Source organism: Rickettsia canadensis str. McKiel (genome assembly GCF_000014345.1).
GTDB lineage: Bacteria > Pseudomonadota > Alphaproteobacteria > Rickettsiales > Rickettsiaceae > Rickettsia > Rickettsia canadensis.
Window position 1 is genome coordinate 582,121 of the sequence record NC_009879.1, and the last position, 22,945, is coordinate 605,065.

A 22,945-nucleotide genomic window follows, 5' to 3' on the forward strand; every position below is an offset into this window, starting at 1 on the left:
ACGGTGGTTCAGAAATATAACTTATATAATAATCTTTTTCTGCTTTTTCCTGGATGCCAAGGTCAAGCCGCAGTATGACATCGAGCTAAACTTATATCTCCGCAAGTTTCTTAGCTTCATCATCTGCAATTAAAGCGTCAACAAACTCATCTAATTGTCCATTTTTAACTACTTCGTCTATTTTATAAAGTGTTAAGTTTATTCTGTGATCGGATACTCTTCCTTGAGGGAAATTATAAGTACGTATCCGCTCCGAACGATCTCCCGATCCTACCTGCCCTCGTCTATTATTGGCTCTTTTTTGTTCCTTTTTACGTCGTTCTTCTTCATAAATTCTAGCACGTAGAATTTTTAATGCCTTTGCTTTATTTTTATGCTGCGACTTCTCATCTTGCAAAGCTACAGTAATACCGGTAGGGATATGGGTTATACGTACGGCAGAATTGGTAGTATTAACGTGCTGTCCGCCAGCCCCTGAAGATCTATAAGTATCGATTCTTAAATCCTTATCTTCAAGCTTAATATCAACATCTTCTACCTCAGGAAGGACGGCAACAGTCGCAGCTGAAGTATGGATGCGTCCGTGCGATTCAGTTTCAGGTATTCGTTGTACTCTATGAACTCCTGACTCACATTTAAGCTTAGAGAATACATCTTTGCCTTTGATTGATGCCGATGCTTCTTTATAACCACCTATACCTGTATCTACAATTGCTAATATCTCAAAATGCCATCCTTTTAACTCTGCATATCTTTGATACATATTAAAAAGTATGGCAGCAAAAAGTGCTGCTTCTTCTCCGCCGCTTCCTGCTCTAACTTCAATAATAGCACTTTTACTATCCGCCTCGTCTTTCGGTAATAAAGCAATTTTTACAGCTCTTTCAAGTTTTGGTAACGAATTTTCAAGAGTGTGTATTTCGTCTTCAATCATTTCTAAAGTGGCATTATCAAGTCCCACTTCTAGCTTAAAATTATTTGCTTCTTCAAGCTCAGATTTAGCCTTATTATATTCTTTAATTTTTTCTACAACCTCTTCAAGTTCGGCATATTCTTTAGATGCTTTAACAAATTCATCTCCCATAATACCGGAAGATAGTTTTTTGCCTAAATTTTCATATTTATCTACAATTTTTGCTAAGTTATCTGAAAAACTCATATTATTTTTTATGTATTATTGTGATTTATTTAGAGTGAGAATATTTACTGCTGTTGCATGACTCAAAAAAGTACTGAGTGTCATACTGTAGCCTCTCCACAGTATCCATAAAAAAATTTAAAAAGGCTGAAAATCCCGCGATTGAGTCGGCTTTGTTGCATGGATTAGTTTCCCTTCTATCACCCCACCGTAACTTGATCATGTGGTCCAGCTTAATTAGTATTATAAATTGTTTTTCTGGATACCGTGATCAAGCCAAAGGGTATGACACCTAAGCTTTGATTATAACAACATCAAAGCGGGTCTTTCTATGAACTTCTTAAATGCTGCCAAGAACTCGGCACCGACTACTCCGTCTATTACTCGGTGATCAGCAGAAAGAGTTACGTCCATAATTGTTGCTATATTTATTTGATCATTTTTGACTATAGCACGTTTTGAGCTACTACCAACCCCCATTATACAACTTTGCGGTGGATTTATTATAGCATTAAAATTCTTAATACCGTACATACCGAGGTTAGAAATAGTAAATCCTCCACCTTGAAACTCTTCAGGGGTTAATTTATTATCTTTTGCTTTCTTTATTAATTCTTTCATTTCATGAGATAGCTCGATAATATTTTTTTGATCAGCATTTTTAACTATCGGCGTAACAAGCCCATTCTCAATTGCTACTGCTACCGCAATATCCACATTATTGTAATATCTAATCGCATCTTTCCCCCAACTAGCATTAGCATTCGGCACTTCTTGCAAAGCTTTGGCTATTGCTAAAATAATAAAATCATTGACCGATATCCTTGTTGAATTATCTTCAGAAAAAGATTTATTAATGTCTTCTCTTATTTCTAATAATTTATCAACGTTACATTCTATCGATAAATAGAAATGTGGGACTGCTTGTTTAGATTCAAGTACACGTTTAGCTATAATCTTGCGAATATTATTATTTGGTACTAAATGATATTCTTCGGGATTCCTAATAACTATTTTATTAGGAACAGTGCTAGGAGTATATGATAAAATATCTTGTTTGATTATTCTACCGTGCGGACCACTACCTTTTACACTCTCAAGTCTAATATTTTGAATTTTTGCAAGCCTTTTCGCAAGGGGTGAGGCGAATATTTTACTTTTGTTATGATTTGTAACTGCTACCTGCTCTTCTACATTAGAATATTGCACAGCTATATCCTCAGTGGATTTTAGAAGATTAGCATCTGCATCTGCTTTCAGTGATGGTAATACACTACTATTTTTTGCAATAAACCCATTAATATCATCTATGTCTTCTCCCTCTTCGCTTAACACAGCAATTAAAGAGTTAACAGGTACATTTTGACTATTTTGTGGAATAACTATTTTGGCCAGTATACCTTCGTCTACTGCTTCTACTTCCATCGTTGCTTTGTCGGTTTCAATTTCGGCAATTACTTCCCCGGGATTAACTTTGTCCCCTTCATTTTTTAACCACCTAGATAGATTTCCTTCCGTCATAGTTGGAGATAAAGCAGGCATTAAAATTTTAATCGGCATAATTTATTTAAATTTTATTTTTTATTATTGTTATTTAACAACAATTGATTTCCCTCAGAAGCTCGAATCCAGTACCCATAGTTGTTATTTCGTGGCTTGAGACCACGGAGTCCAGTAATACAACCCAGAATTAGTAGTCTATTTTTAATCCTGCGATCAAGTTGTGGGGGATGACAGGGGTAAAATTGACCTATGCAACAACGTTGTAATTTTCTTGCAATGACCTCCCAAGTATCTATTACACCTTAATATCAGGGCTAATTATCATTATCATCTGTTTACCTTCCATTTTAGCATGCTGATCAATTTTAACGAGTCCCTCTAATCCTATTTCTATACGTTTAAATAGCTCTTGACCGACTTCTTTATGTAGGATCTCTCGCCCTTTAAACCATAAAGAAATTTTTACTTTATTTCCGTCCTTTAAAAACTCTTTTATTTTTCTTAGTTTAGTTTCAAAATCACCTATACTAATATTAGGTTTAAATTTCATTTCTTTAAGTACGACGATTTTGTGCTTTTTGCGTGCTTCATGTAAACGCTTTTTGCTTTCATACTTAAACTTACCGAAATCTAAAATCTTACATACGGGAGGTTCAGCATTCGGTGATATTTCAACTAAATCAAGACCGACTTTGTCAGCCATGTCTAATGCTTCTCTAATATTTACGATGCCGTGCATTTCACCGTTTTCGCCTACTAGACGAACTTCTCTAACTCTGATTTCTCTATTAGCCTTAGGAAAATTATTTTTAGAAATACAATTTCTCCGTATTATGTTTATAAATAAATATACATTAGCATTTAACTTATTTTATTTAAAATTACAAGTAAATAAAATATTTTATCTTTAATTTTATGTAGAAAGTTTTAAAAAAAATATTGAAACTACTAGGCAAATTCCAAATATTAATAAACAGATTCGTGTTAATTTAACGACTCTTTCCTGCATTTTCAAGTTTTTTAGATCTATAGCATGCTTATGAGCTTGTTCTTTTTGCGCCATATGTATTAATTCCTGTAAAGTACCAGGATAAATATTCTCATACTCGCTGATTAAATCAATTGGCGGTAATATATGTGCAAATTTTTTATGGTAAAAATTATTATCGGGCTCGTTTACACTAAAAGTCTTAGCATAACCTTTATTTAATCTATTATTTTTGTTAAAAAAACGTTTAGTCTCTTTCATATTCCTTTTTTATTTTTTGAAATGTATATAATATATTACTTTCAACTACTTTAAAATAATCAATTAATTGCGTTTCTTTTTTTTGCTGTTGTTTGGAGCTTTTTATATTTATGATATTCTTTAGCTCTGCATATACTAGTTTTATAAAATTTTTTTTCATTGATTATACTAAAAATTTATACAATCTTTTTCCCGTATTAGTAGTTCGTATCTAAAATTTAAAGCATTATTAAACTTATTGCAATAGGTTATAAAATTTTTATCGCAGCTGGCAGTAAATGTTTACTTCTTCAGCATCTTTAACCGAGTCCAATATAATATCCTGTATATAATCAAATCACTAAAATTACCTAGAACTCTAATACTAAAACGATTCTCGCCGAATATGATTTGACCGCCGTTATAATAGCTGTTTTCTTTACTAAAGCTAGTATTCTTAAACTTTTCTTGAGTATTTCTTTAACCTTATATAGGCCTATATAAACTTTATCTATGTTGCATTTATTATCTCTGAAAATTGCTCTACATGTTTTACTATAATTATATTTTACCGTTTCAGGTTTTAAATGTATTTTCAAGCTTAAATCATAATTTTGTATATACAAGTGCAATAATATCTAACAAAATGCTCAAAAACACCGTTAGTATATATTATTATTTTAACAATAGCATTATTTAAATTCATATCAGATCTAATACTTTTTTCTTCAAAAATACCATCAATAATTATATGATTTTGTACAAAATCGTTACTATAATTGCGAAAGGATTTTCACTAATTTTTCTGTTGACATATTTTAACTTCTACGTAAACAATAACATTTATACATTTTGCATTCTCAAGTTCCTAATATTTTATCATTAGGTATTTTTTCTATTACTTCGTCATATAGTTCTATTAAACCTTCAAATTATTAACAGTAAATAATGCACATTTAAAAGTTTTGTCAACTTTATTATTACGATCTTCCATTAATGTACGAATATTATTCTCATAAGAAAGCTTTTTAAATTCGTTTAATTGCTCATATGCATTTTTTAAAAATGCTTGAGACATATAACTTGGGTTGTTATTCTCTTGGGACATATTAATATTACCTTGTTAATTTTATAGCTTAAGTAATGGTAAACAATAGTTAAACCAATAGTTAAAATTTAGTAAAATTTTTGCTAAAAAGAAAGTTCGGCAGTGGAAAAAGACATTATTTTTTTGGACGGTAGTTGCAATATTATTCTGCCAGTATTATCGATATCTTTAAAAAGACCGGTTACTATATCATTTTTCTGTTTAATGCTAATATTCTCATGTAACTTATAGGCATGTTCTAACCATTTTTCTCTAATAAAAGAAAAACTGTTGTTATCCCAAATTTGATAATATTTTTCAAAATTCTCTATTAATATCTTAAGTAAAGCTTGCGGCTCTATAAGCGGTAGATTTTCACTTATTAAGCTAGTAGTAGGTTGGTCTATATCTATAGGATGATAAGTAATATTAATACCTATACCGATGATAATATAATAATTATCCCCTACTTTAACAGATTCAAGAAGTATACCAGCGATTTTTCGACCGTTCACCAAAACATCGTTGGGCCATTTTAGTTTCAAACTATCATACCATGGCTTGACTAAGATATCCATATAATTACTGGATCCCGCGACTCGATCGCGGGATGATGACATACTATCATAAACGGCAAGTGCTGTAACAAAAGATAATTGCGATAATAATTCTAGCTCTTTATCAGGTTTTATTAGTAAACTGACATGTAAGTTACCTGATCTAGACTGCCAATTTTTACTACTTCTTCCTCGTCCTTTGGTTTGAGATTTGGCAAGTAATGCATAATTTGAATCAACTTTGTTACTCTTAGCAATTCTTATAGCCTCAGAATTTGTACTATCTATTTCGTCAAAGACAATTAGTTTAAATTTACCTATGTTCATTTTTAGAATTAATTTTGTTGAAACCGATGTCATTCCACGTAGATATGAATCCAGTAACCTGTATTGTAACCTAGTTTGCTTGACCATGGGAATCAAAATAAAAATATTATTTTGGATACTGTGGTCAAACCGTGGTATGAAACTGGAAAAATTTGGATTTCCGCTTTCGCTGGAATGTAAGAATAGCTAACTCATCCTCTACTTGCATGAGTTCTAGTTACACTATGTTTGTTTTGAATTTTTAGTGTTTCGCTTTTACTTTTATTTATAAAGCTTTCTAAAGCTTGTTTAGTAAACTTAAACTTAGCAATGTTTTCATCAAAGGTTTTAGTGTTATTAAATCTTACATCTTTGTTTTTATCTATTCCAAATACCTTAATCAAACTATCTTTTACTTTACTTGGAGCAGTAGGATCATTTAATGTGTGCAGCACAAAGCTTTTAATGACTTTGTATCTGCTTTTAATGTATTATTACTACTAGTAACCGCAATAATTACATATTCTTTAAGGTTTTCTTGTAATTCTTTTTCATTTAATGCTCCGGTTTTACAAAATGATAATAGTATGTTTGCTTTATCGTCATGATTTTCGATAACTCCATCCTGCCATTTAGAGAAAGATTTTGCTTCTGAAGAGTCAAACATCTCTAATAGTTTAGTGCCAAAAGTTTTATGTAGATTTTTATTATTATAAACTTCATAAACATTTAGCAGAACAGTATCCTTTAATATGCAAGTAATCAGAATATTTTTGTGCATCTTTGAAATCTAAAGTACTTATTCCAGAAGTATCTAAAACAACAGTGTTTAAAGCATTTTCACGTAATTGCTCATTAGTTTCTTTTAGAGTGGTAGTATATTTAAATTTTCCTCCCACTTTTGCAAGCATTTTAAATAATACGTCAGCTAAAAACTTTACGATTGCACTTGGATTTTTAAATTTTTTTGCACTATATATAGCAATATTAGCATTAGCTTCCATTCCACTACCAAAAGCCATAGCTAGAGTCCTACCTTGCTTTTTAGCTATAAGATAATCTCCTCTATATCATCAGTGACTTCTTTTGTGTTAAATTCTGGTTCATTATCTTTAAAATATTTTGTAGGTATATTATCTAAATACCCACCATCAATATATTGCTTACCGTTAATTTCTACCGGTTCAAAAACGAGAGGTATAGAAACAGAAGCACGGCATGCTAAAGCGATTTCAACATTAGGCGTATAAAGCTATTGAAAATAGTTAGCTCGCCTGTATCTTGTTGAGTTGCTGTAATTACTAAATCCTTATACTGCACGGGGATCGTATTTTCAGAGTAGTGCTATATCCTTAAAGGATATTTAACCGTCTTTTTGGTTGTAACTTCCTCTTAATTCATAGAGCTTCATCACCTTTAACATTTACTACTAATATCTGATCTCTGAAAAAAATTTCCTATATTTTCTTTAATAACAAGTTCTAATGGATCATATAAAGGTTTACCATCTTTATCGAACTGTACTATACCAGCAGAAAATCCTTTATTCCCAAGTAATGTTTGTAAATTTGTATTCTTAGAAATTTCTTCACATCGCTCAGGCAGTGTCCCAAGAGCTACCACTAATGCCATTATAGCACCTGCGGAAGAACCTGTTACTAACGCCTTGGCATTATCCAAAATACCAGCTTTTTTTGCTGCCTCATAAGTACCAGAATATATTGCTCCCTTAGCTCCCCCTCCACTAAAAGCTATATATTCAATAGGATTTTTTTTGTGCTTGCTCTAAAGCCTGTAATGTTTTCATTTGATTGTTAACAATAAAATCTTTCTGATTTTTTTAGTTCTTCTACCATTTTAATACCTCAGCCTTCTAATTAACTACAAGAGTGTTTAATTCTTTTTTAGATTATTGATAATAGGATTTTTTATTACAGTCATAAGATTATTTTATTAAGTTATCTTCTACAAACTGCCAGTTAATCATATGCTTAATAAATATGTCAACATAATCAGATCGTTTATTATGATAATCAATATAATAAGCGTGTTCCCACACATCACATGCAAGAAGCGGCTTCATACCGTTTGCTATAGGCGTGCCGGCATTAGCAGTTTTTATAATTTGTAACCCATTATTGTGATATACAAGCCATGTCCAGCCGCTACCGAACTGCCCTACTGCATCTTGCTTAAATTGCTGACAAAATTCTTCAAAACTACTGAAATCTTTATTAATTTGTTCTAATATTTTACCGCTTGGCTTACCTCCACCCTGCGGCTTTATTGAATACCAAAAAAAGGTGTGATTCCATATTTGAGCTGCGTTATTAAAAATAGCTGTATTTGAGTTTTGAGATGACCATTCTATTATTTCTTCTAAATCTTTTTTTTGTAATTCTTCTTTATCTTTGAGTAAATTATTTAGATTTTGTACGTATGCATTATGATGTTTACCATGATGATAATCAAAAGTCTCGTGAGTAAAATGCGGCTTAAAACTCTCTTTATCATAAGGTAAATCAGGCAATATAAAAGGATATGAAGTTTGATTAGATTTGTTGCAATAAACCATATTTATTTTCTCCTATGTTAGTTTTTATACTCGGGTTATACTTTAGCTTGACCACTGTATCCAAAAAAGACAACTCAAAAGATATCACGGTCAAGCCGCGGTATGACATACTCCACGCAACAATTTATAAAAATCGGAAGCTAAAAGAAGCGATCCAGTTATTATAATATTTGCTTTATTATCGCCATTTATTTTCTTTATATCACTAATAGCTTCTTCGATGGAATCACTTGCACTAAAATCAATACCGCTCTTTTTACCTTCGGAATTTATTATTTCTGCACTATGGCTTAGAGGTTCAGAGAGAACTTTAATACCATACCCTTTAATTTTCAAACCCCTAAAGTAAGAACAAAATTCTTCAACATTTCTATTTTTAGTCATACCGAGTATTAAATATATAGGCGGTTTTAAATTATAGCGAATCCAACTAGCTAGAACCTGTGCTCCACTATTATTATGGGCTCCGTCTACCCAAATTTGAACATTATCACCTATTAATTTAGAATATTTTTTCGGTTCTATTTTTTCGATTCTTGCAGACCAAACAGTATTTTGCAATCCTTTAGCGATAATTGTGTTGCTGATATTAAATTTTTTATTTATCAAACTTATTAAAGCAATAACGCTTGCCGCATTTATTAATTGATGATCACCAAGCAATGAAGGAATCGGGAATTCATAAGTAACATTTTGTGATGAGTAAATAAATCCGTTATCCGTCTTTTTAATACCAAAATCATATTCATAACAGAAACTCGGCACTTCTAGCTCTTCAGCCTTTATAAATAAAGTTTCATAAACTTCCAAAGCTTGTATACTTATAACACAAGGAACAAACCGTTTCATGATACCTGCTTTTTCAACTGCTATTAAGGATAATGTATTACCCAGCACATTCATATGATCATATGAAATAGGTGTAATTAAAGTGATTAATGGTCGTTCTACTATATTTGTTGCATCTAACCGTCCGCCAAGTCCAGCCTCTAAAATTAATATATCAGCTTTAGTACCTGCAAATGCTAGAAACGCTGCTGCCGTAGTACCTTCAAAAAAGCTAGGTTCGATATTAAATTTTTCGCTTGCTATCCTCACCTGCTCACAAACCTGCCATAATTCATTATCCGAGATTTTCTCACCTGCTACTACGATTCGTTCATTAAATTCTAATAAATGAGGAGATGTATAGCAATGTACCTTATAATCGTTAAGCGTAAAGATGCTTTTGAGCATAGCGGCACTTGAACCTTTACCATTTGTACCTGCTATATGTATAATGGGAGGAAGTCTTAAATGAGGGTCACCTAAGGCTTTTAAAAGTCTTGCTATATTTTCAAGATCATATTTAATGTTATTTTTCCAAGTCGGTACTGGAAAATGTGGCATTAACATTTTATTTATTTCTATTGCTTCCTAATTTATTTGATTTTACTACGTTAATAAGTCCAATTAATAAGACTGATTTTATTATACCAGGTATAATAAAAGGTAATACTCCACCGTAAAATGCAGCACTTGCTCCTAAGAATTTAGAAAGCCAAACCCAGCCAAAACTCATAATAATTATATTACCGATCAAACATAAAGATATCTGATTTAAACATTTATTAGAAGTAAAAATTTTATCTTTTAATCTAGCCATCACATAAACAGCAAGTAAAAAACCTACTAGATATCCTCCGGTAGGACCAAATAATGTTTGTAAACCACTTGAAAAGTTTCCAAACACAGGGATTCCTATTACTCCAAGAGTTATGAAAGATAATATTGTTAAAGGTGCAGTAGTCTTATTATATGTAAGTCCGATGAACATCACTGCAACGGTTTGCAATGAAATAAATATAGGCTTTATAGGTATAATTATTTGTGAACAAATAGCAAGTAATGCAACTCCCAAAACTATTTCTATTGCTTGCCTTTGGATGAAAGGTAGTGAGATTAAATTAAGTTGCATAAAATTACCTCATAATTTATTTTTTAAATCACTACACTAAATTTAGAATTATATAATGTTCTTGTCAAGAATATATGAAAATAAAAATTTATAATAATCTAGGAGTTTCAAAAGAAAGTATTAAACATTGCGCATATACCATAAAACTTTACACTTTAACTTATAAAGTAGAATATAATTTCTGCACAAGAAATTATAGACGTGAGGTGGATTTAAAATACCTTATTACTTATTTTATTCGGAGGAAGAGACTTGTATTATGTCCAAAAATTACAAGGAAAAGGTAATGCTAGAATACAAAGTTATTTAAAAAACGGCGGTGATTTTCTTGGAATATGTGCCGGTAGTTATTATAGCGGTAATTATTTGGAATTTGCTAAAGGAACAAATATAGAGGTTATATGTGAAAGAGAATTAAAGATTTTCAATAGAGCAGTTAGAGGACTATTGCTTGCTCCTTATTATTACAATTCACATAAAGGAGCAAGAGCTGCTTATTTGAAAATAAACTCTAAACTTAAGTTAAATATAAAGATAAAGGACGGTTATATTTTTTATAACGGTGGAGGATATTTTTGTTGACGTAGAAAAATACCAAAGATACTGAAATAAGAGCAAATTATGAGGATTCTAAGCCTGCAATAATAAGATGTGCAATATGGATAATGGAACAGATATTATAAGTGTGGTTCATCTTGAATATGATCCTGCACTTATAAAAAATCAATCTCTTAATAAGATTTGTAAAATACTAAAAGCCATAATACGGAAAGAATAAAATTATTAAATTATATATTCAAAAATCTAAATCTATATAATAGCTCGGAGGGGTAAAACCCGGGATTCTATCTTGTAATAATAATCTAAAAGAGGGTCTTGATTTTATTAGAGAGTACCAATGTTTGATAAGCGTCCATTTATCCCAAAAAATCTCACCAAAATAATCGAGTACCGATAAGTGACAGCTTGCGGCAATATCGGCAATAGTTAGTGAATCCGATACAATATAGCTTCTTTTTTCTAGTAAAGAAGTTATATATTCTAAATGATAGTTTAAATTATTTTTCGCGGCACGTAAAAACTCGGTTCGCGGACTGCTAATTTTAGCAATTGATCTTATAACTTTTTCGTCGATAATAATTTTAGTAACTTCACGATAAAACTTATCGTTAAACCAAAAAAATAATCGTCTAATTTCGGTACAAATATCAATATTTTCATCTAAAAAATTAAAATTCGGATATTTGCTATTAAGATATTCGACAAAAGGATAAATTCCTATTACGAATAAGCCGTATGATTCTTCTAAAACAGGTAAAGTTCCAGATGGGTTTATTTGTAAGAAATCTTTATTAAATTGCCAATAATCTTCTTTAATCGTAGTAAATTCTATCTCTAATTCTTTTAAGAAGACACGAGCTTGTCTTGAAAGAGGACAAATAGGATAATGATATAACTTTCTCATTAAATTTATGTCATAGTAAGTTCGTTGTTATCCTGTGGTTTGACCCCGGGATGACTACTTTAGGATTTTTAAGGTCTATAAGCCGGATTCTGTATGAATAGAAATTCATTGCAGTTATTTATCTAGGATAAACGTTACCGTTTACCTCAAGCGATCTACCCACATTACAAGCCGGTTAGAGATAACCCGGGAACTTGGAAACACAAGTTCTGTAATGCCTATTTGATCTTGCTCTTGGTGGGGTTTACCATGCGTAATTTGTTACCAACTTACCGGTACGCTCTTACCGTACCTTTTCACCCTTACCGAAATATTGCGGCGGTATATTTTCTGTGGTACTTTCCCTAAAGTAATAATACTCTGCCGGAGATTAGCCGGCACCATACCTCTATAGAGTCCGGACTTTCCTCGTGATCTATAGCTTTGCTATATCATCACGCAACTGCATGACCATTTAGAATTATGGTCAATTTTCTTAAATTAGTCAATAACATTTAGAAGCAACTCATTAACTTATCAGGGTTCTGCGGATAAAATTTATTATAATATTTGACTTTTGTATACAAAACCTAATTAAATTAATAAGTATAATAACAAATTAACAAATTTAAAATTTCAACTCTTTTATTAAAGAGATTCTTAATTTAACGTTGCTACTATTTTTTTCATACTGTATAAATATGATTTAATGCTCCTAAACACATAAATTGTTAGCAAATTTTGATATATAATATGAAAAAATTAATTTATTATTTTGGCAGTAATGGTAGTGATGGAAATGCTAGCATGAAAAATATACTTGGTAACAAAGGTGCCGGTCTTGCCGAAATGTCTAACCTAAAATTACCTATTCCCGATGGTTTTACAATAACTACGGAGCTATGTAATTACTTTTATACCCACAATAATAACTTTCCTAAAAATTTTCAAAGTGACTTAAAAAAAGCTATAACCGAGCTTGAAATAACTACCGGTAAAATTTTCGGCAGCACAAGCAATCCTTTGTTATTATCGGTGCGATCGGGTGCTATGGTTTCAATGCCTGGAATGATGGATACTATCCTTAATCTTGGAATGAATAACGAAGTGTGTAATGCTCTTGCCAATTCCTGTGGTAATAAACGATTTGCTCTTGATAGTTACAAAAGATTTTTAGAAATGTACGGTTCAACGGTATTATCTATACCTAGTGATCTATTTGAACAAATTTACGAAAAACACAAGATTCAAGCTGATATTTATAAAAATAGTGACATTACCATAGAATTATTAGAAAAAATTATTGATGATTTTAAACGGTTACATATTAAGTATAATAAGCAATTAATTAATGACCCTTATGAGCAATTAGAATCGGCAATTAAAGCGGTACTACATTCTTGGATGAGTAATAGAGCTGTGATATACAGAAAAATCAATAATATTTCAGAGGACTGCGGTACGGCTATTAATATCCAAGCAATGGTTTTCGGCAATTTAGGTAAAAATTCAGCTACAGGAGTTGCTTTTACTAGGTCGCCTTCTACAGGAGAAAAAAAGCTCTTTGGAGAGTTTTTGATAAATGCTCAAGGTGAAGACATAGTATCGGGAACTAGAACACCTATGCCTATTATTGCAGCCGATGCAAATTCTATGCAAACAATGATGCCAAAAGTTTTTAAGGAATTATCACAAATTGCGAAAAAGCTTGAAGAACATTACTTAGATATGCAGGATATAGAATTTACCATAGAAAATAATAAGCTATATATCTTGCAAACACGTACCGCAAAAAGAACAGCCATTGCTGCTATTAATATTGCTGTACAAATGGTGGAAGAAAAGCTTATTTCTAAAGAACAAGCCTTAATGCGAATAGATCCGGAATCATTAAATCAATTATTACATACAAGAATTGATTATAGTAAGGGGATTACTTCTATTGCCGAGGGGCTTCCTGCTTCTCCAGGTGCTGCAACGGGTATTGTAGTATTCTCACCTTATGATGCCGAAAAATTATCTCATCATCATAAAGTAATTTTAGTACGCCATAATACCAGTCCCGAAGATATTAATGGAATGTATGTTTCTTCAGGTATTTTAACTATTAGAGGGGGAATGACTTCACATGCCGCAGTTGTGGCCAGAGGTATTGGAAAACCTTGCGTTTGCGGCACAAGTAATTTATCTATAGATGAGAAAAAGCAAATACTAACAGCAGGCAACATAGTTATTAAACAAGGTGATATTATAACAATTGACGGAGGTAGCGGTAAAGTCTTCTTAGGTGAAATGCCGTTAATTCAGCCTACTTTCAGTGAGGAATCAAAGTTAATTTTAGATTGGGCAGATGAAATTAGCAGCTTAAAAGTTCGTGCAAATGCTGAAACGGTTAATGATGCTTTAGTATCTATAAAGTTTGGGGCTCAAGGTATAGGTTTGTGTCGTAGCGAGCATATGTTTTTTGATAAAAATAAAATTCCTTTAGTAAGGGAAATGATTATTGCTCCCGATATAGAACGACGAAAGCTTGCCGTGCAGAAATTATTACCTCTGCAAACTGAGGATTTTAAGGCCTTATTTAGAGTAATGAATGGAAAACCGGTAAATATTAGATTACTTGATCCACCGTTGCATGAGTTTTTACCTACCACCGAAGAAGAGAAAAAGAATTTGGCAAATAGCTTAAATTTACCTTTATTCATGATTAATCAGCGCCTTCATGCTATGCATGAAGTAAATCCTATGCTTGGTCATCGTGGATGTAGACTTGGTATATGTTCACCAGAAATTTACCAAATGCAAATAGAAGCAATTTTTACAGCTATTTTTGAGCTACATACACAAGAACATATAAAATGTAATTTAGAGTTAATGATTCCTTTCATTAGCAATGTAGGTGAAATAAAAAAGCTTAAAATGGATATTTATGAGGTAATAGAAGAATTAGAGCAACGTTATAGTTATAAGTTTGCCTTTACGCTCGGTACTATGATAGAACTACCAAGAGCAGCACTTAGCAGTAAGAAAATAGCTGAGGAAGTTGACTATTTTAGTTTTGGTACTAATGATTTAACTCAAACTACATACGGAATTTCTAGAGATGATATTACTTCTTTCCTTCCATATTATTTACAAGAAAAGATTTTTGATTCCGATCCGTTTACTAACCTCGATGAAGAAGGAGTAGGAGAACTAATTGAAATTGCTATAAAACGAGGAAAAAGCAGTAATGCTAATTTAAAACTAGGAGCTTGTGGAGAACATGCAGGAAATCCTGTCTCTATAGAATTTTTCCATAGGGTGAATTTAAACTATGTTTCTTGCTCTCCATACCGAATCCCTATAGCAAGAATCGCCGCAGCACAAGCTAAAATTAAACATGGGTAATAAAGTATAATACAGGAATCTAAAGATTCCTGTATTATAATATTAACTCTTCAAATGTTGATGATGCACTTGTAAGATTACTATAACCCTATTATATCCAGCTCTGTGTATTTATTAACAACATTAGATACCGCTTTATGATTTCCTTTTTTCTTAAATATGATTAAATGTTTATCACCGTTTTACTGTATTAGTATATAACCTGTTATCTTAATTAATTTTTTAATTCTACTAAATCATCAAAGAATTTGATGCCATTTTCACCTTGGTTCCTATGAGTAACTCCTTTTGTAAAGCTTAAGAAATATATCAAATGTTGATTTATCAAGCTTGAGGTTAGAATCAATTACTACATACCAATTTTTCTGAACTTTTATCACTTCTTCTTATGCTGTTATACAATTTTCTTCATCACCAATATGCAAAGAAATCGCTTTTTTAACACCAAGTAATTTTTGTATTTGTTGCTTTTGTAACGCTTCCTTTTGATATGCGCAATATTTTTGCACTAGTTTTTGATCAAGTTGAGTAAGAGTAGCATGATCTCCTGCAATTTATTATTGCTTCTATTTTTTAAACACTATCTTTATCCTTAGCTGCTTCAGATCCTGACCTAACAAGCGGCTCATATATCATTTTATTAGAAGAAGCCATATAGGTTGCTCTTTAGTTTCAATTATTTCTATTTCTTTTAGTGTAGAGTACATTAGGAACTTCGTTAAGTCAATGATCTTGATTACTACTAAATATAGCTTGTATAAATGTTCATCTTTTTTTAAATATAGGAGTTGCTCTCTAGTTTTAGCAGGTACTTTCCAAATTTTTTAAAGAATCACCATATAATTTGTTCTATAATTCTGTATATAAATCGGTAGTTTCTCTTTTATCTTTTGATTAGAATTTGCTTTTATAAGTTGTCATTATAGATAAATTTTCTTGAATTATTTTATCATATTTTATACTCCCTAAATATGGTCTTCCCTTGCTTATAAATTTCTTTCATCAAACGTGAACAGAACACTAATAATATATCTGATTTTCTAAATAGAATCTTCTAGTTTTGTCTTTTCATTAAATTTAAAAATTTTATGAACACTAATGGCTGATACAATTGCATCAGATATATTATAATATCCTTGCTAATCTCACCAGTATATTTGGATATGGAACTAATTTTACTATCAATAAATTGTTTCTGATTTTCTATTACTGTAGGAAGTAGATCATATTCTTTACCCAATACAAGCTTATAATTAATTACTGCTATAGTGTTCAATTTTTCCAAAAACTTTGCATAATGTGTTTTTATCTCACTAGACAAACTAGAGTTGCTTTTGACACTAGGATAATTTCTTGCTTTTACATAGTAGTATGTAACTATTTAACTTTATCAAGTGATCAGGTATAGCATCTAATAGTTTAATAGCCTCATCATACTTAATATGCTATTGCTAAATATGTAATACAGTTTTTAGCTCCATGCATTGCAGAATTGTATTTCTTCTTTTAAAAGTTGTTCATTGGCTTTAACTGAAAACTTTACTAATACTAATATTATTGTTACTTACTACCTTTTTAACTTGTTTCTACCACATATATTTACTCAAATCAATCAATTGAAGTTATTAAGAAATTATGCATTATAATTTTTTTAAGAAGTCGTAAGGTTTACATTTTTATATTTGTTGGGTAGAATTAAGGTTCCGTAAAGATTGCTAAAATAAGGTATATTATCATGCTTTTTGCTGTCAATTATAAGATTTTTTTGAAATATGAATAACTATTTCAAAATTTTATTAATTTTCGCTAAAAAATAACTAAAAATATAAATTAATTAGAAATCTTTATAGAACCTAATTATTATTTTAAAACGTATATGATCATAATACCTATACTAAGCATTTTTGGATTTTCGTCTTTTTTTGCAAAATATTTCAAAACAAAATTGACTTTTGCTATTCCTCCAACAATCAGCACATTAGTAACAATTTTATATTGCTTTGCTATGTTAAAGCTATTATCGACTACAACATATATAAGTTATTTCATCGGTATATTTTTAGCTCTTAGAAATTTGCATATTCTATCTAAAGAATTTATTGTCCTCACTTTACTAATTTTCATATTTTTTCTTTATACACGAGATGCATCACTGCATGCTTATGATGATTTTTCGCACTGGGGGATATTTACTAAAGAATTGCTATATTTCGGCTTTTTTGAAAATCAAAGCTCATTAACTTCTATCATTACTACTCACGCTCATTATCCACGAGGTGCTGCAGTTTATCATTATTTTATGCTTTTACTTTCAGGTTATTCTGATGGTAATGTATTATTTGCACATTTCTTATTACATTTAGCATTTCTAGCTCCTTTAGCTGCAAATAAGAAATTTTGGCAAACCGGCGTGTTGTTTTCACTTTTACTTTGCAGCGTAGTATTATATACGACAGGGATTCGCTCTATATATAACGATAGTACTATCAGCTTAATGTTTGGAGCTATTTTTACAATCTATATATTTGAGGAAGATAAACAAAAAGCGTTACTGCTTATTTTGCCTATCACGATATTGCTTGCTTTATTTCGAGAAATTGGAACATGGCTTGCTAGTTTTGCTTCGATAATTCTTATAGTTCATTATACAATTTTTGATAAAAAACCTAAAAAAACAAGTGATTATATTATATATCTAATTCTACTTACTTTACCAATTCTATATAATTTTATTTGGATGAGTTATTTTAAAAACACTCATGATTTTTTTGACAGAGGCGAACATAGCTTTAGTAATTTAGTATATATTGCTGAAAATTTTAATGAACGGCATAAGTTATTATTACTAAATTACAGTAAATTTTTTCTATTATTCTTAGTAAAAGAAGGAAGTTTAGTTGTATATACTATTTGTATAGCAGCATGGTACGGAATTCGTAAATATAAACCGGATTTGCTGAAAGAATATAGATTTTTTCTGATAAGTACATTTATTTGCTTTGTAATTTTTGCCTTGTGGCGATTATATTTATATTTCTTTAACTTTAGTGCTGAGGAGGCAATTAGAGGAGCATCGTTACTTAGATATCTAGGATGTTATGTTATCGGTATCGGAATGATGGCCGCTTCATATGTTAAAAGTAGTATTTTCTTAGGTAAGCAAAACAATAACGAATTATTTATATTTCTTCTACTGTTTGCTGTTTCTACGTGTTCCATAGTAAAAAACATACTAAAAATCACACACTTAAACTTAGAACAAAAGGCTTTTATCCAACAAACAACAGAAGTTAAAAAACTATTAGAGCAAGGCAATAAAATTGAATTTAATTTTAGTGGTAAGAAAGATAATTTACAATGTTATATATTGAATTATAATCTAGCACCGTATTTAGATAAAAAATATTTACAAGAATGTATAAAAACCCCTAAAGACATGATGATAGAGATAAAAAAAGAAGCAGTACATATGCCTTTTAAATAGCCCTTATGTTATTCCTAGATAAAAGGGATTTTTGTATCTCTTATGTTATTTCCGCCTTACCACCCTGGGGCATGACATCGATGAGGTTTTCTAATCGATACAACAACGTCATTCCAACTACAAAACCAATATAGATTTTAACAATAATGAATATACAATAATTATTTAGCTGCTACTTACCAAATAATGGCATATTTATCGCTGGATGATCAACTTATACACGCATTTTCCACAAGACCTACAGAGGCTGATTTTTACTAAATTTATCCTTTTGGACTACGATTTGAAGATTTAACTACGGATAAACTTTAAAAGTTAGGTTAGATTTTAGCAGGGGGAAAATATCAATATAATAAAACTGGTTACTTTATTCATGGTAGTATTTACAAAGTACGCCCTGGTATTTCTGCTATTTTTCATTATCATACTCCTGAATGTATTACAGTTTCTACTTTAAAAGATCGACTTTTACCAATCAGCCAGTGGGCCTTATCATATCATGATTATAATTCTCTAGTGCTAGATGCTGACAAACAAAGCACTAGACTTGTTAATGAGCTTAAGCAAAATTATGTGATGTTACTTTGTAATCGCAGTGCTATTACCCTGTGACAAAACTCTTCATGAAGCTATATTTTATACTTACCATTTAGAACAGGTATGTGTAAAACGCAAACCCTACTACATTCTGTAAAACAACAAGATCTTATAGTGTCTTCCGTAGAAATATGTAAACAAACAGTGCAAGATTTGCTATCATTTTAAGAAGATTTAGGCAAACGTGAATGGGAAAGCTTGGCCTACACACGTCTTTTGTGAAAATGTGATTTTATCCTACAAATTGATCGGCGTTGTTGCATGGATCAATTGCTTTGTCTGAGCCAGGGAAAATTACCGAGTAATTGACGAAGCAAGAAAGAAAAAAAATGCTAAATTAGCACTTTTTTATTATTGCTTTGGATTGCTGCACTTTTTGCAGTCGCGTACAATGACGATTTGTGATCCATGCAATCAAGAACCTCATGCAATGCCTACAACCGCTACAGTGAATATGTGGAAGATAGAGTGTTATATGCTTTAGCATCTTTTTAAGAAGTGTATCACGCTTAAGTTTTAATAAATAATCTATTTCATGCTGAATCACGTTTGCTAGAAAGCCCTTCTACTTCTAATTTTTGTTTAGTACCGTTATTATAATCAAGATACTTCATCTTGATTGCTTTTGACCTGTAATAAATAGATGCTTCAATGCCTGAAAAGGATAAGACACGCTCAATAAAAGTCTATGTTTCTTTAGAACAATAAGTTATTTCCAGATTAATAGGAGATGATTTATTATTTGCATGTAGCTCAACTACCGCTATACGCTTTAATAGTCCTACCATATTAGCACTAATTCCAAACTGCCCTTTCTAATATGCAAAGTCTAAAGCATTTTATCGAAAATAACGAATACTATCATCAACAACATCTATATATTCTGCTTGTTTTTTAAAAAATTATTTTATTACAATTGCTGATAATATATTCTCATTATAAGGTTCTTGCAAATGAAACGCGCGTCTTCTGCTTGGATATTTTAACGGATTTGTGTAAGTATCTTCACCAATATTTTTTATGTTTTTAACCCCTACTTCTTTAAGCTTTAACTGTACAAAAGCTGGTAAATCAAACATATAATTGTTTTCTCTTTTTGAGTTTATAAAAAATTGTTTATTGTTAATATCCTTACTTAAGAAAGTTTTATAATATTCATTATCAACTTCATATGAACTTTGAGCTATAGCAGGACCTATCACTGCTATTAAATTGTTTGCTCCTTTTTCTGTCATTTGAGTAACTATATTACTAATAATATTATTTATACTTCCTTTCCAACCCGCATGTGCTGCTCCGATTATTTTACCGTCACCGCTTGCAAGTAGTACCGGTACACAATCTGCCGATTGTACCGCTAATACTAAATTTTTCTTAGTTGTAATGCTTCCATCTGCCTCAGGTACAGCAATTATGAAATCATCAGCATTAACAATTTGGTTGCCATGCACTTGGTTTAAAATTAAAATATCTTGTGCTTTAAAATAAGTAGTAATAGATTTTTTGTTTTCAACTATTTCCGTTTCATTTATAGAGTTATTTTTTTTTATATATCTATGACTAGAATTATTGAATGTTTTATCAAAAATTTTATAATAAACTGATCCGTTTATTAATCCTTCCATGAAAATACCCTATATTAATTATAATAGTTTTATTAATAGTTTATCTGGCCATTTACAAAAAAATAAACAGCTAGAAAAAATAATATCACAATTTTACCAAGACTATAATCTAATTCCTATTATAGGCGTAGAAATAGAGTTTTATTTAAGTCACAATATTGATATAGCTAAATTTGAAATACTTTTAAGCAAATACTTAGCTAGATTTAAAATTCCTAAAATGAAAAAAGAAAAAGGTAATAACCAATTTGAAATAGACCTACCTCCTTCTGCAAACTTAATACAATATATAAAAAATATATTAGAGGTTAAAACTATTTTAAAAAAAATGGCACAGCAGTTAAACGGTTATATAGATTTTTCTCCTAAGCCGTTTTTAGATGATTATGGTAATAGTATGCATTTTCATATTAATTTTAATTCTAAGTTCAATGATTATTACATAATTTTAGCAGCACAAGGGCTATGTCACTATATGTTAGACACCCTACTCGCTTTTATGCCAAGCACTATAGATTATTCACGGATAAATAAAAATTTTATGGCTCCTACGCATATATCGTATGGTGGAAATAATAGAAGTGTAGCCGTACGAATTCCAAATTCTTTTCCTCAACGTGTAGAACATCGCTTGTCTTCTCCTGAAACTGATCCGTATATAGCAATTTTCATTATTTTAAAATCAATATTATTGGCTTTAAAATCTCCAAATTCGCTCCAAAAAATAGAAAAAATTTATGGAAACGCTTTTGACCCGCAATATAATTTAACTCCATTACCGACATCATCTCATGAGAGCTTTATGTTATTTAACCCGGAATTTTTTAAATAATTTATACTAAAAATTAAAAAAATAATTGTTTATATAACAAAAATAAATGTGGATATAAAGTGTTAAATATAAAACTGCTGAAATTATTTCAATTAATTATTTTATTTTTGTAAAACTAAATACTTATGAAGTGCTTTAAGCCAAGCTTCACTCTATATTTTCATAATTTTTCATTAGATAATTAAATTCTGCACCATAGATAAATATCATATTTATAATATAGAAGAATATTAATGTAACTATTATACTACCAAGGGAACCATACATTAAATTTAATTGATTATAGTAGACTATATAAGTTGAAAGCAAATAGCCGCTTATTATCCATAATATCACAGTTAATAAAGCTCCTGGAAATACATCAACAAAATTTAGTTTTACATTAGGTAATATATAATACAAAGACGAAGATCCTAAGAATAATAAAATTAAAATTAAAGAATATCTTATGACATTTAAAATGATCTTATATTTTTCAATAGTCTCTAATATTATCGGAATTTTCATAAAAATTATTGGAATCACAACTAAAAGAAACATAGTAAATGTAATCACAGCACTAATTATAAGAAACTGTATAATACTAAGTAATCTTCTTCTTATATAAGGTGGCGGAGATTTTATTTGATATACACGATTTAAAATAGTTCTTAAACATTCTACAAAAGAAGAAGCAGTCCAAACACTGCCTACAATGGCAAGATTCATTAAACTTTGAGGAGGAGCGCTTAGTAATTCTTGAATTCTCTTTTTTATTGATTCCGTTGCTTGTTCAGGAAGACTTTCTAGAAAAATCTGTATAAAATTTTGACCAAGTTCTGAAGCTCCTAAAAAACTTGTCAAAGCTAATAAAAATACTAGGAAAGGGAAAATAGATAAAAGTATCATAAATGACATATATCCGGAATGTTCAACACCATCATCTTCTATTGTTCTAAATAAGGCTACATAAAGACAATGAAAAATTTTTCTCATTATAAGCTTAAGTTTTTATTATTAATTAAAATAGAGGTTGATTTCGAAAATAATCTAATTAATTTTCGCTAAAAAATAACTCAAAATATAAATTAATTAGAAATCTTTAGAGAACCTAATGTTATATTTAATCTTAAATAAGTTCACTGTAAATAATTAATTTATAATTAAAATGACACTAATTTTATCCTTGATTTGAAATATTAACTTAGAAATGAAATTTTCCTTTGCATTAATTTTATATTTT

22 protein-coding genes, 1 other RNA gene and 4 pseudogenes are annotated in these 22,945 nt (G+C 30.5%); 5 read left to right on the forward strand and 22 right to left on the reverse strand.

Going from position 1 to position 22,945, the window contains the following annotated elements; genetic code table 11:
• Positions 1–91 precede the first annotated feature (91 nt).
• The 16 genes and pseudogenes from prfA to A1E_RS02570 form a co-directional block, all read right to left on the reverse strand.
• The gene (prfA, locus tag A1E_RS02510) at positions 92–1,159 is read right to left on the reverse strand and encodes a peptide chain release factor 1 (protein WP_012148691.1); all 1,068 of its coding nucleotides are present in this window, start codon (positions 1,157–1,159) and stop codon (positions 92–94) included.
• A gap of 282 nt (positions 1,160–1,441) precedes the next feature.
• Complete coding sequence (locus tag A1E_RS02515; RefSeq protein WP_012148692.1) at positions 1,442–2,698, reverse strand: pyruvate dehydrogenase complex dihydrolipoamide acetyltransferase; 1,257 nt, start codon at positions 2,696–2,698, stop codon at positions 1,442–1,444.
• 238 nt (positions 2,699–2,936) lie between these two features.
• Positions 2,937–3,482: a translation initiation factor IF-3 gene (gene infC, locus A1E_RS02520; protein WP_081422199.1), complete on the reverse strand. Its 546-nt coding sequence runs from the start codon at positions 3,480–3,482 to the stop codon at positions 2,937–2,939.
• A 72-nt stretch (positions 3,483–3,554) separates the two neighbouring features.
• Complete coding sequence (locus A1E_RS02525) at positions 3,555–3,890, reverse strand: DUF2335 domain-containing protein (protein WP_012148694.1); 336 nt, start codon at positions 3,888–3,890, stop codon at positions 3,555–3,557.
• Entirely contained in the window at positions 3,877–4,050 is a 174-nt protein-coding gene (locus A1E_RS06505; RefSeq protein ID WP_012148695.1) for a hypothetical protein, read from the reverse strand. The genes A1E_RS02525 and A1E_RS06505 overlap by 14 nt, the downstream gene beginning before the upstream one ends.
• 8 nt (positions 4,051–4,058) lie before the next feature.
• A pseudogene (locus tag A1E_RS07275) lies at positions 4,059–4,218 on the reverse strand (phage BR0599 family protein).
• Between the two features lie 570 nt (positions 4,219–4,788).
• Positions 4,789–4,947 carry a hypothetical protein gene (locus A1E_RS02535; RefSeq protein WP_231259252.1) on the reverse strand — a complete coding sequence of 53 codons (159 nt, stop codon included), beginning with the start codon at positions 4,945–4,947 and terminating at the stop codon, positions 4,789–4,791.
• 113 nt (positions 4,948–5,060) lie between these two features.
• Positions 5,061–5,840, reverse strand: coding sequence for a biotin--[acetyl-CoA-carboxylase] ligase (locus tag A1E_RS02540; protein ID WP_012148698.1), 780 nt, complete (start codon positions 5,838–5,840; stop codon positions 5,061–5,063).
• A 191-nt stretch (positions 5,841–6,031) separates the two neighbouring features.
• Complete coding sequence (locus A1E_RS07110) at positions 6,032–6,274, reverse strand: hypothetical protein (RefSeq protein WP_269146064.1); 243 nt, start codon at positions 6,272–6,274, stop codon at positions 6,032–6,034.
• Positions 6,259–6,486 carry a hypothetical protein gene (locus A1E_RS07115; RefSeq protein ID WP_269146065.1) on the reverse strand — a complete coding sequence of 76 codons (228 nt, stop codon included), beginning with the start codon at positions 6,484–6,486 and terminating at the stop codon, positions 6,259–6,261. The genes A1E_RS07110 and A1E_RS07115 overlap by 16 nt, the downstream gene beginning before the upstream one ends.
• Before the next feature lie 52 nt (positions 6,487–6,538).
• Positions 6,539–6,841 carry a hypothetical protein gene (locus A1E_RS07120; RefSeq protein WP_041405240.1) on the reverse strand — a complete coding sequence of 101 codons (303 nt, stop codon included), beginning with the start codon at positions 6,839–6,841 and terminating at the stop codon, positions 6,539–6,541.
• Positions 6,842–6,867: 26 nt separating this feature from the next.
• A complete protein-coding gene (locus tag A1E_RS07125) occupies positions 6,868–7,050 on the reverse strand; it encodes a patatin-like phospholipase family protein (protein ID WP_155799180.1) in 183 nt (60 codons plus the stop codon).
• A gap of 185 nt (positions 7,051–7,235) precedes the next feature.
• Positions 7,236–7,583 (reverse strand): patatin-like phospholipase family protein, encoded by a 348-nt coding sequence (locus tag A1E_RS07130; RefSeq protein WP_330932949.1) that lies wholly within the window; start codon positions 7,581–7,583, stop codon positions 7,236–7,238.
• A gap of 181 nt (positions 7,584–7,764) precedes the next feature.
• Positions 7,765–8,394, reverse strand: a complete 630-nt coding sequence (locus A1E_RS02560) for a superoxide dismutase (protein WP_012148700.1) — start codon at positions 8,392–8,394, stop codon at positions 7,765–7,767.
• A 90-nt stretch (positions 8,395–8,484) separates the two neighbouring features.
• The gene (locus A1E_RS02565; protein WP_012148701.1) at positions 8,485–9,789 is read right to left on the reverse strand and encodes a folylpolyglutamate synthase/dihydrofolate synthase family protein; all 1,305 of its coding nucleotides are present in this window, start codon (positions 9,787–9,789) and stop codon (positions 8,485–8,487) included.
• 1 nt (position 9,790) lies between these two features.
• Positions 9,791–10,351, reverse strand: coding sequence for a biotin transporter BioY (locus A1E_RS02570; protein ID WP_012148702.1), 561 nt, complete (start codon positions 10,349–10,351; stop codon positions 9,791–9,793).
• Between the two features lie 74 nt (positions 10,352–10,425).
• Between A1E_RS02570 and A1E_RS02575 the strand changes: the two are divergent.
• Positions 10,426–11,185 (forward strand): annotated as a pseudogene (locus A1E_RS02575) (BPL-N domain-containing protein).
• Here A1E_RS02575 and A1E_RS02580 read toward each other — a convergent pair.
• Both A1E_RS02580 and rnpB read right to left on the reverse strand, forming a co-directional pair.
• Positions 11,148–11,816, reverse strand: coding sequence for a glutathione S-transferase family protein (locus A1E_RS02580; RefSeq protein ID WP_012148705.1), 669 nt, complete (start codon positions 11,814–11,816; stop codon positions 11,148–11,150). The pseudogene A1E_RS02575 and the gene A1E_RS02580 overlap by 38 nt on opposite strands.
• 64 nt (positions 11,817–11,880) lie before the next feature.
• Positions 11,881–12,274: RNase P RNA component class A (gene rnpB / locus A1E_RS05130), an RNA gene on the reverse strand.
• A 274-nt stretch (positions 12,275–12,548) separates the two neighbouring features.
• On the opposite strand from rnpB, the gene ppdK reads away from it, so the two are divergent.
• The gene (ppdK, locus tag A1E_RS02585; protein WP_012148706.1) at positions 12,549–15,185 is read left to right on the forward strand and encodes a pyruvate, phosphate dikinase; all 2,637 of its coding nucleotides are present in this window, start codon (positions 12,549–12,551) and stop codon (positions 15,183–15,185) included.
• A 386-nt stretch (positions 15,186–15,571) separates the two neighbouring features.
• Here the strand turns inward: ppdK and A1E_RS07135 are convergent, their stop codons facing one another.
• Positions 15,572–15,694 carry a hypothetical protein gene (locus tag A1E_RS07135; RefSeq protein WP_012148707.1) on the reverse strand — a complete coding sequence of 41 codons (123 nt, stop codon included), beginning with the start codon at positions 15,692–15,694 and terminating at the stop codon, positions 15,572–15,574.
• A 1,367-nt stretch (positions 15,695–17,061) separates the two neighbouring features.
• On the opposite strand from A1E_RS07135, the gene A1E_RS02595 reads away from it, so the two are divergent.
• A complete protein-coding gene (locus A1E_RS02595) occupies positions 17,062–18,669 on the forward strand; it encodes a hypothetical protein (protein WP_012148710.1) in 1,608 nt (535 codons plus the stop codon).
• Positions 18,670–18,855: 186 nt separating this feature from the next.
• A pseudogene (locus A1E_RS05605) lies at positions 18,856–19,434 on the forward strand (class II aldolase/adducin family protein).
• Positions 19,435–19,696: 262 nt separating this feature from the next.
• Here the strand turns inward: A1E_RS05605 and A1E_RS07280 are convergent.
• A pseudogene (locus A1E_RS07280) lies at positions 19,697–20,165 on the reverse strand (peptide deformylase); the annotation flags it as partial.
• A 3-nt stretch (positions 20,166–20,168) separates the two neighbouring features.
• Positions 20,169–20,891 (reverse strand): peptidoglycan editing factor PgeF, encoded by a 723-nt coding sequence (gene pgeF / locus A1E_RS02605; protein WP_012148714.1) that lies wholly within the window; start codon positions 20,889–20,891, stop codon positions 20,169–20,171.
• On the opposite strand from pgeF, the gene A1E_RS02610 reads away from it, so the two are divergent.
• Positions 20,890–21,723, forward strand: coding sequence for a type I glutamate--ammonia ligase (locus A1E_RS02610; protein ID WP_012148715.1), 834 nt, complete (start codon positions 20,890–20,892; stop codon positions 21,721–21,723). The two genes, pgeF and A1E_RS02610, sit on opposite strands and share 2 nt — an antisense overlap.
• Before the next feature lie 147 nt (positions 21,724–21,870).
• On the opposite strand, the gene A1E_RS02615 is transcribed toward A1E_RS02610, so the two are convergent.
• Positions 21,871–22,698, reverse strand: coding sequence for a YihY/virulence factor BrkB family protein (locus A1E_RS02615; RefSeq protein ID WP_012148716.1), 828 nt, complete (start codon positions 22,696–22,698; stop codon positions 21,871–21,873).
• Positions 22,699–22,945 lie beyond the last annotated feature (247 nt).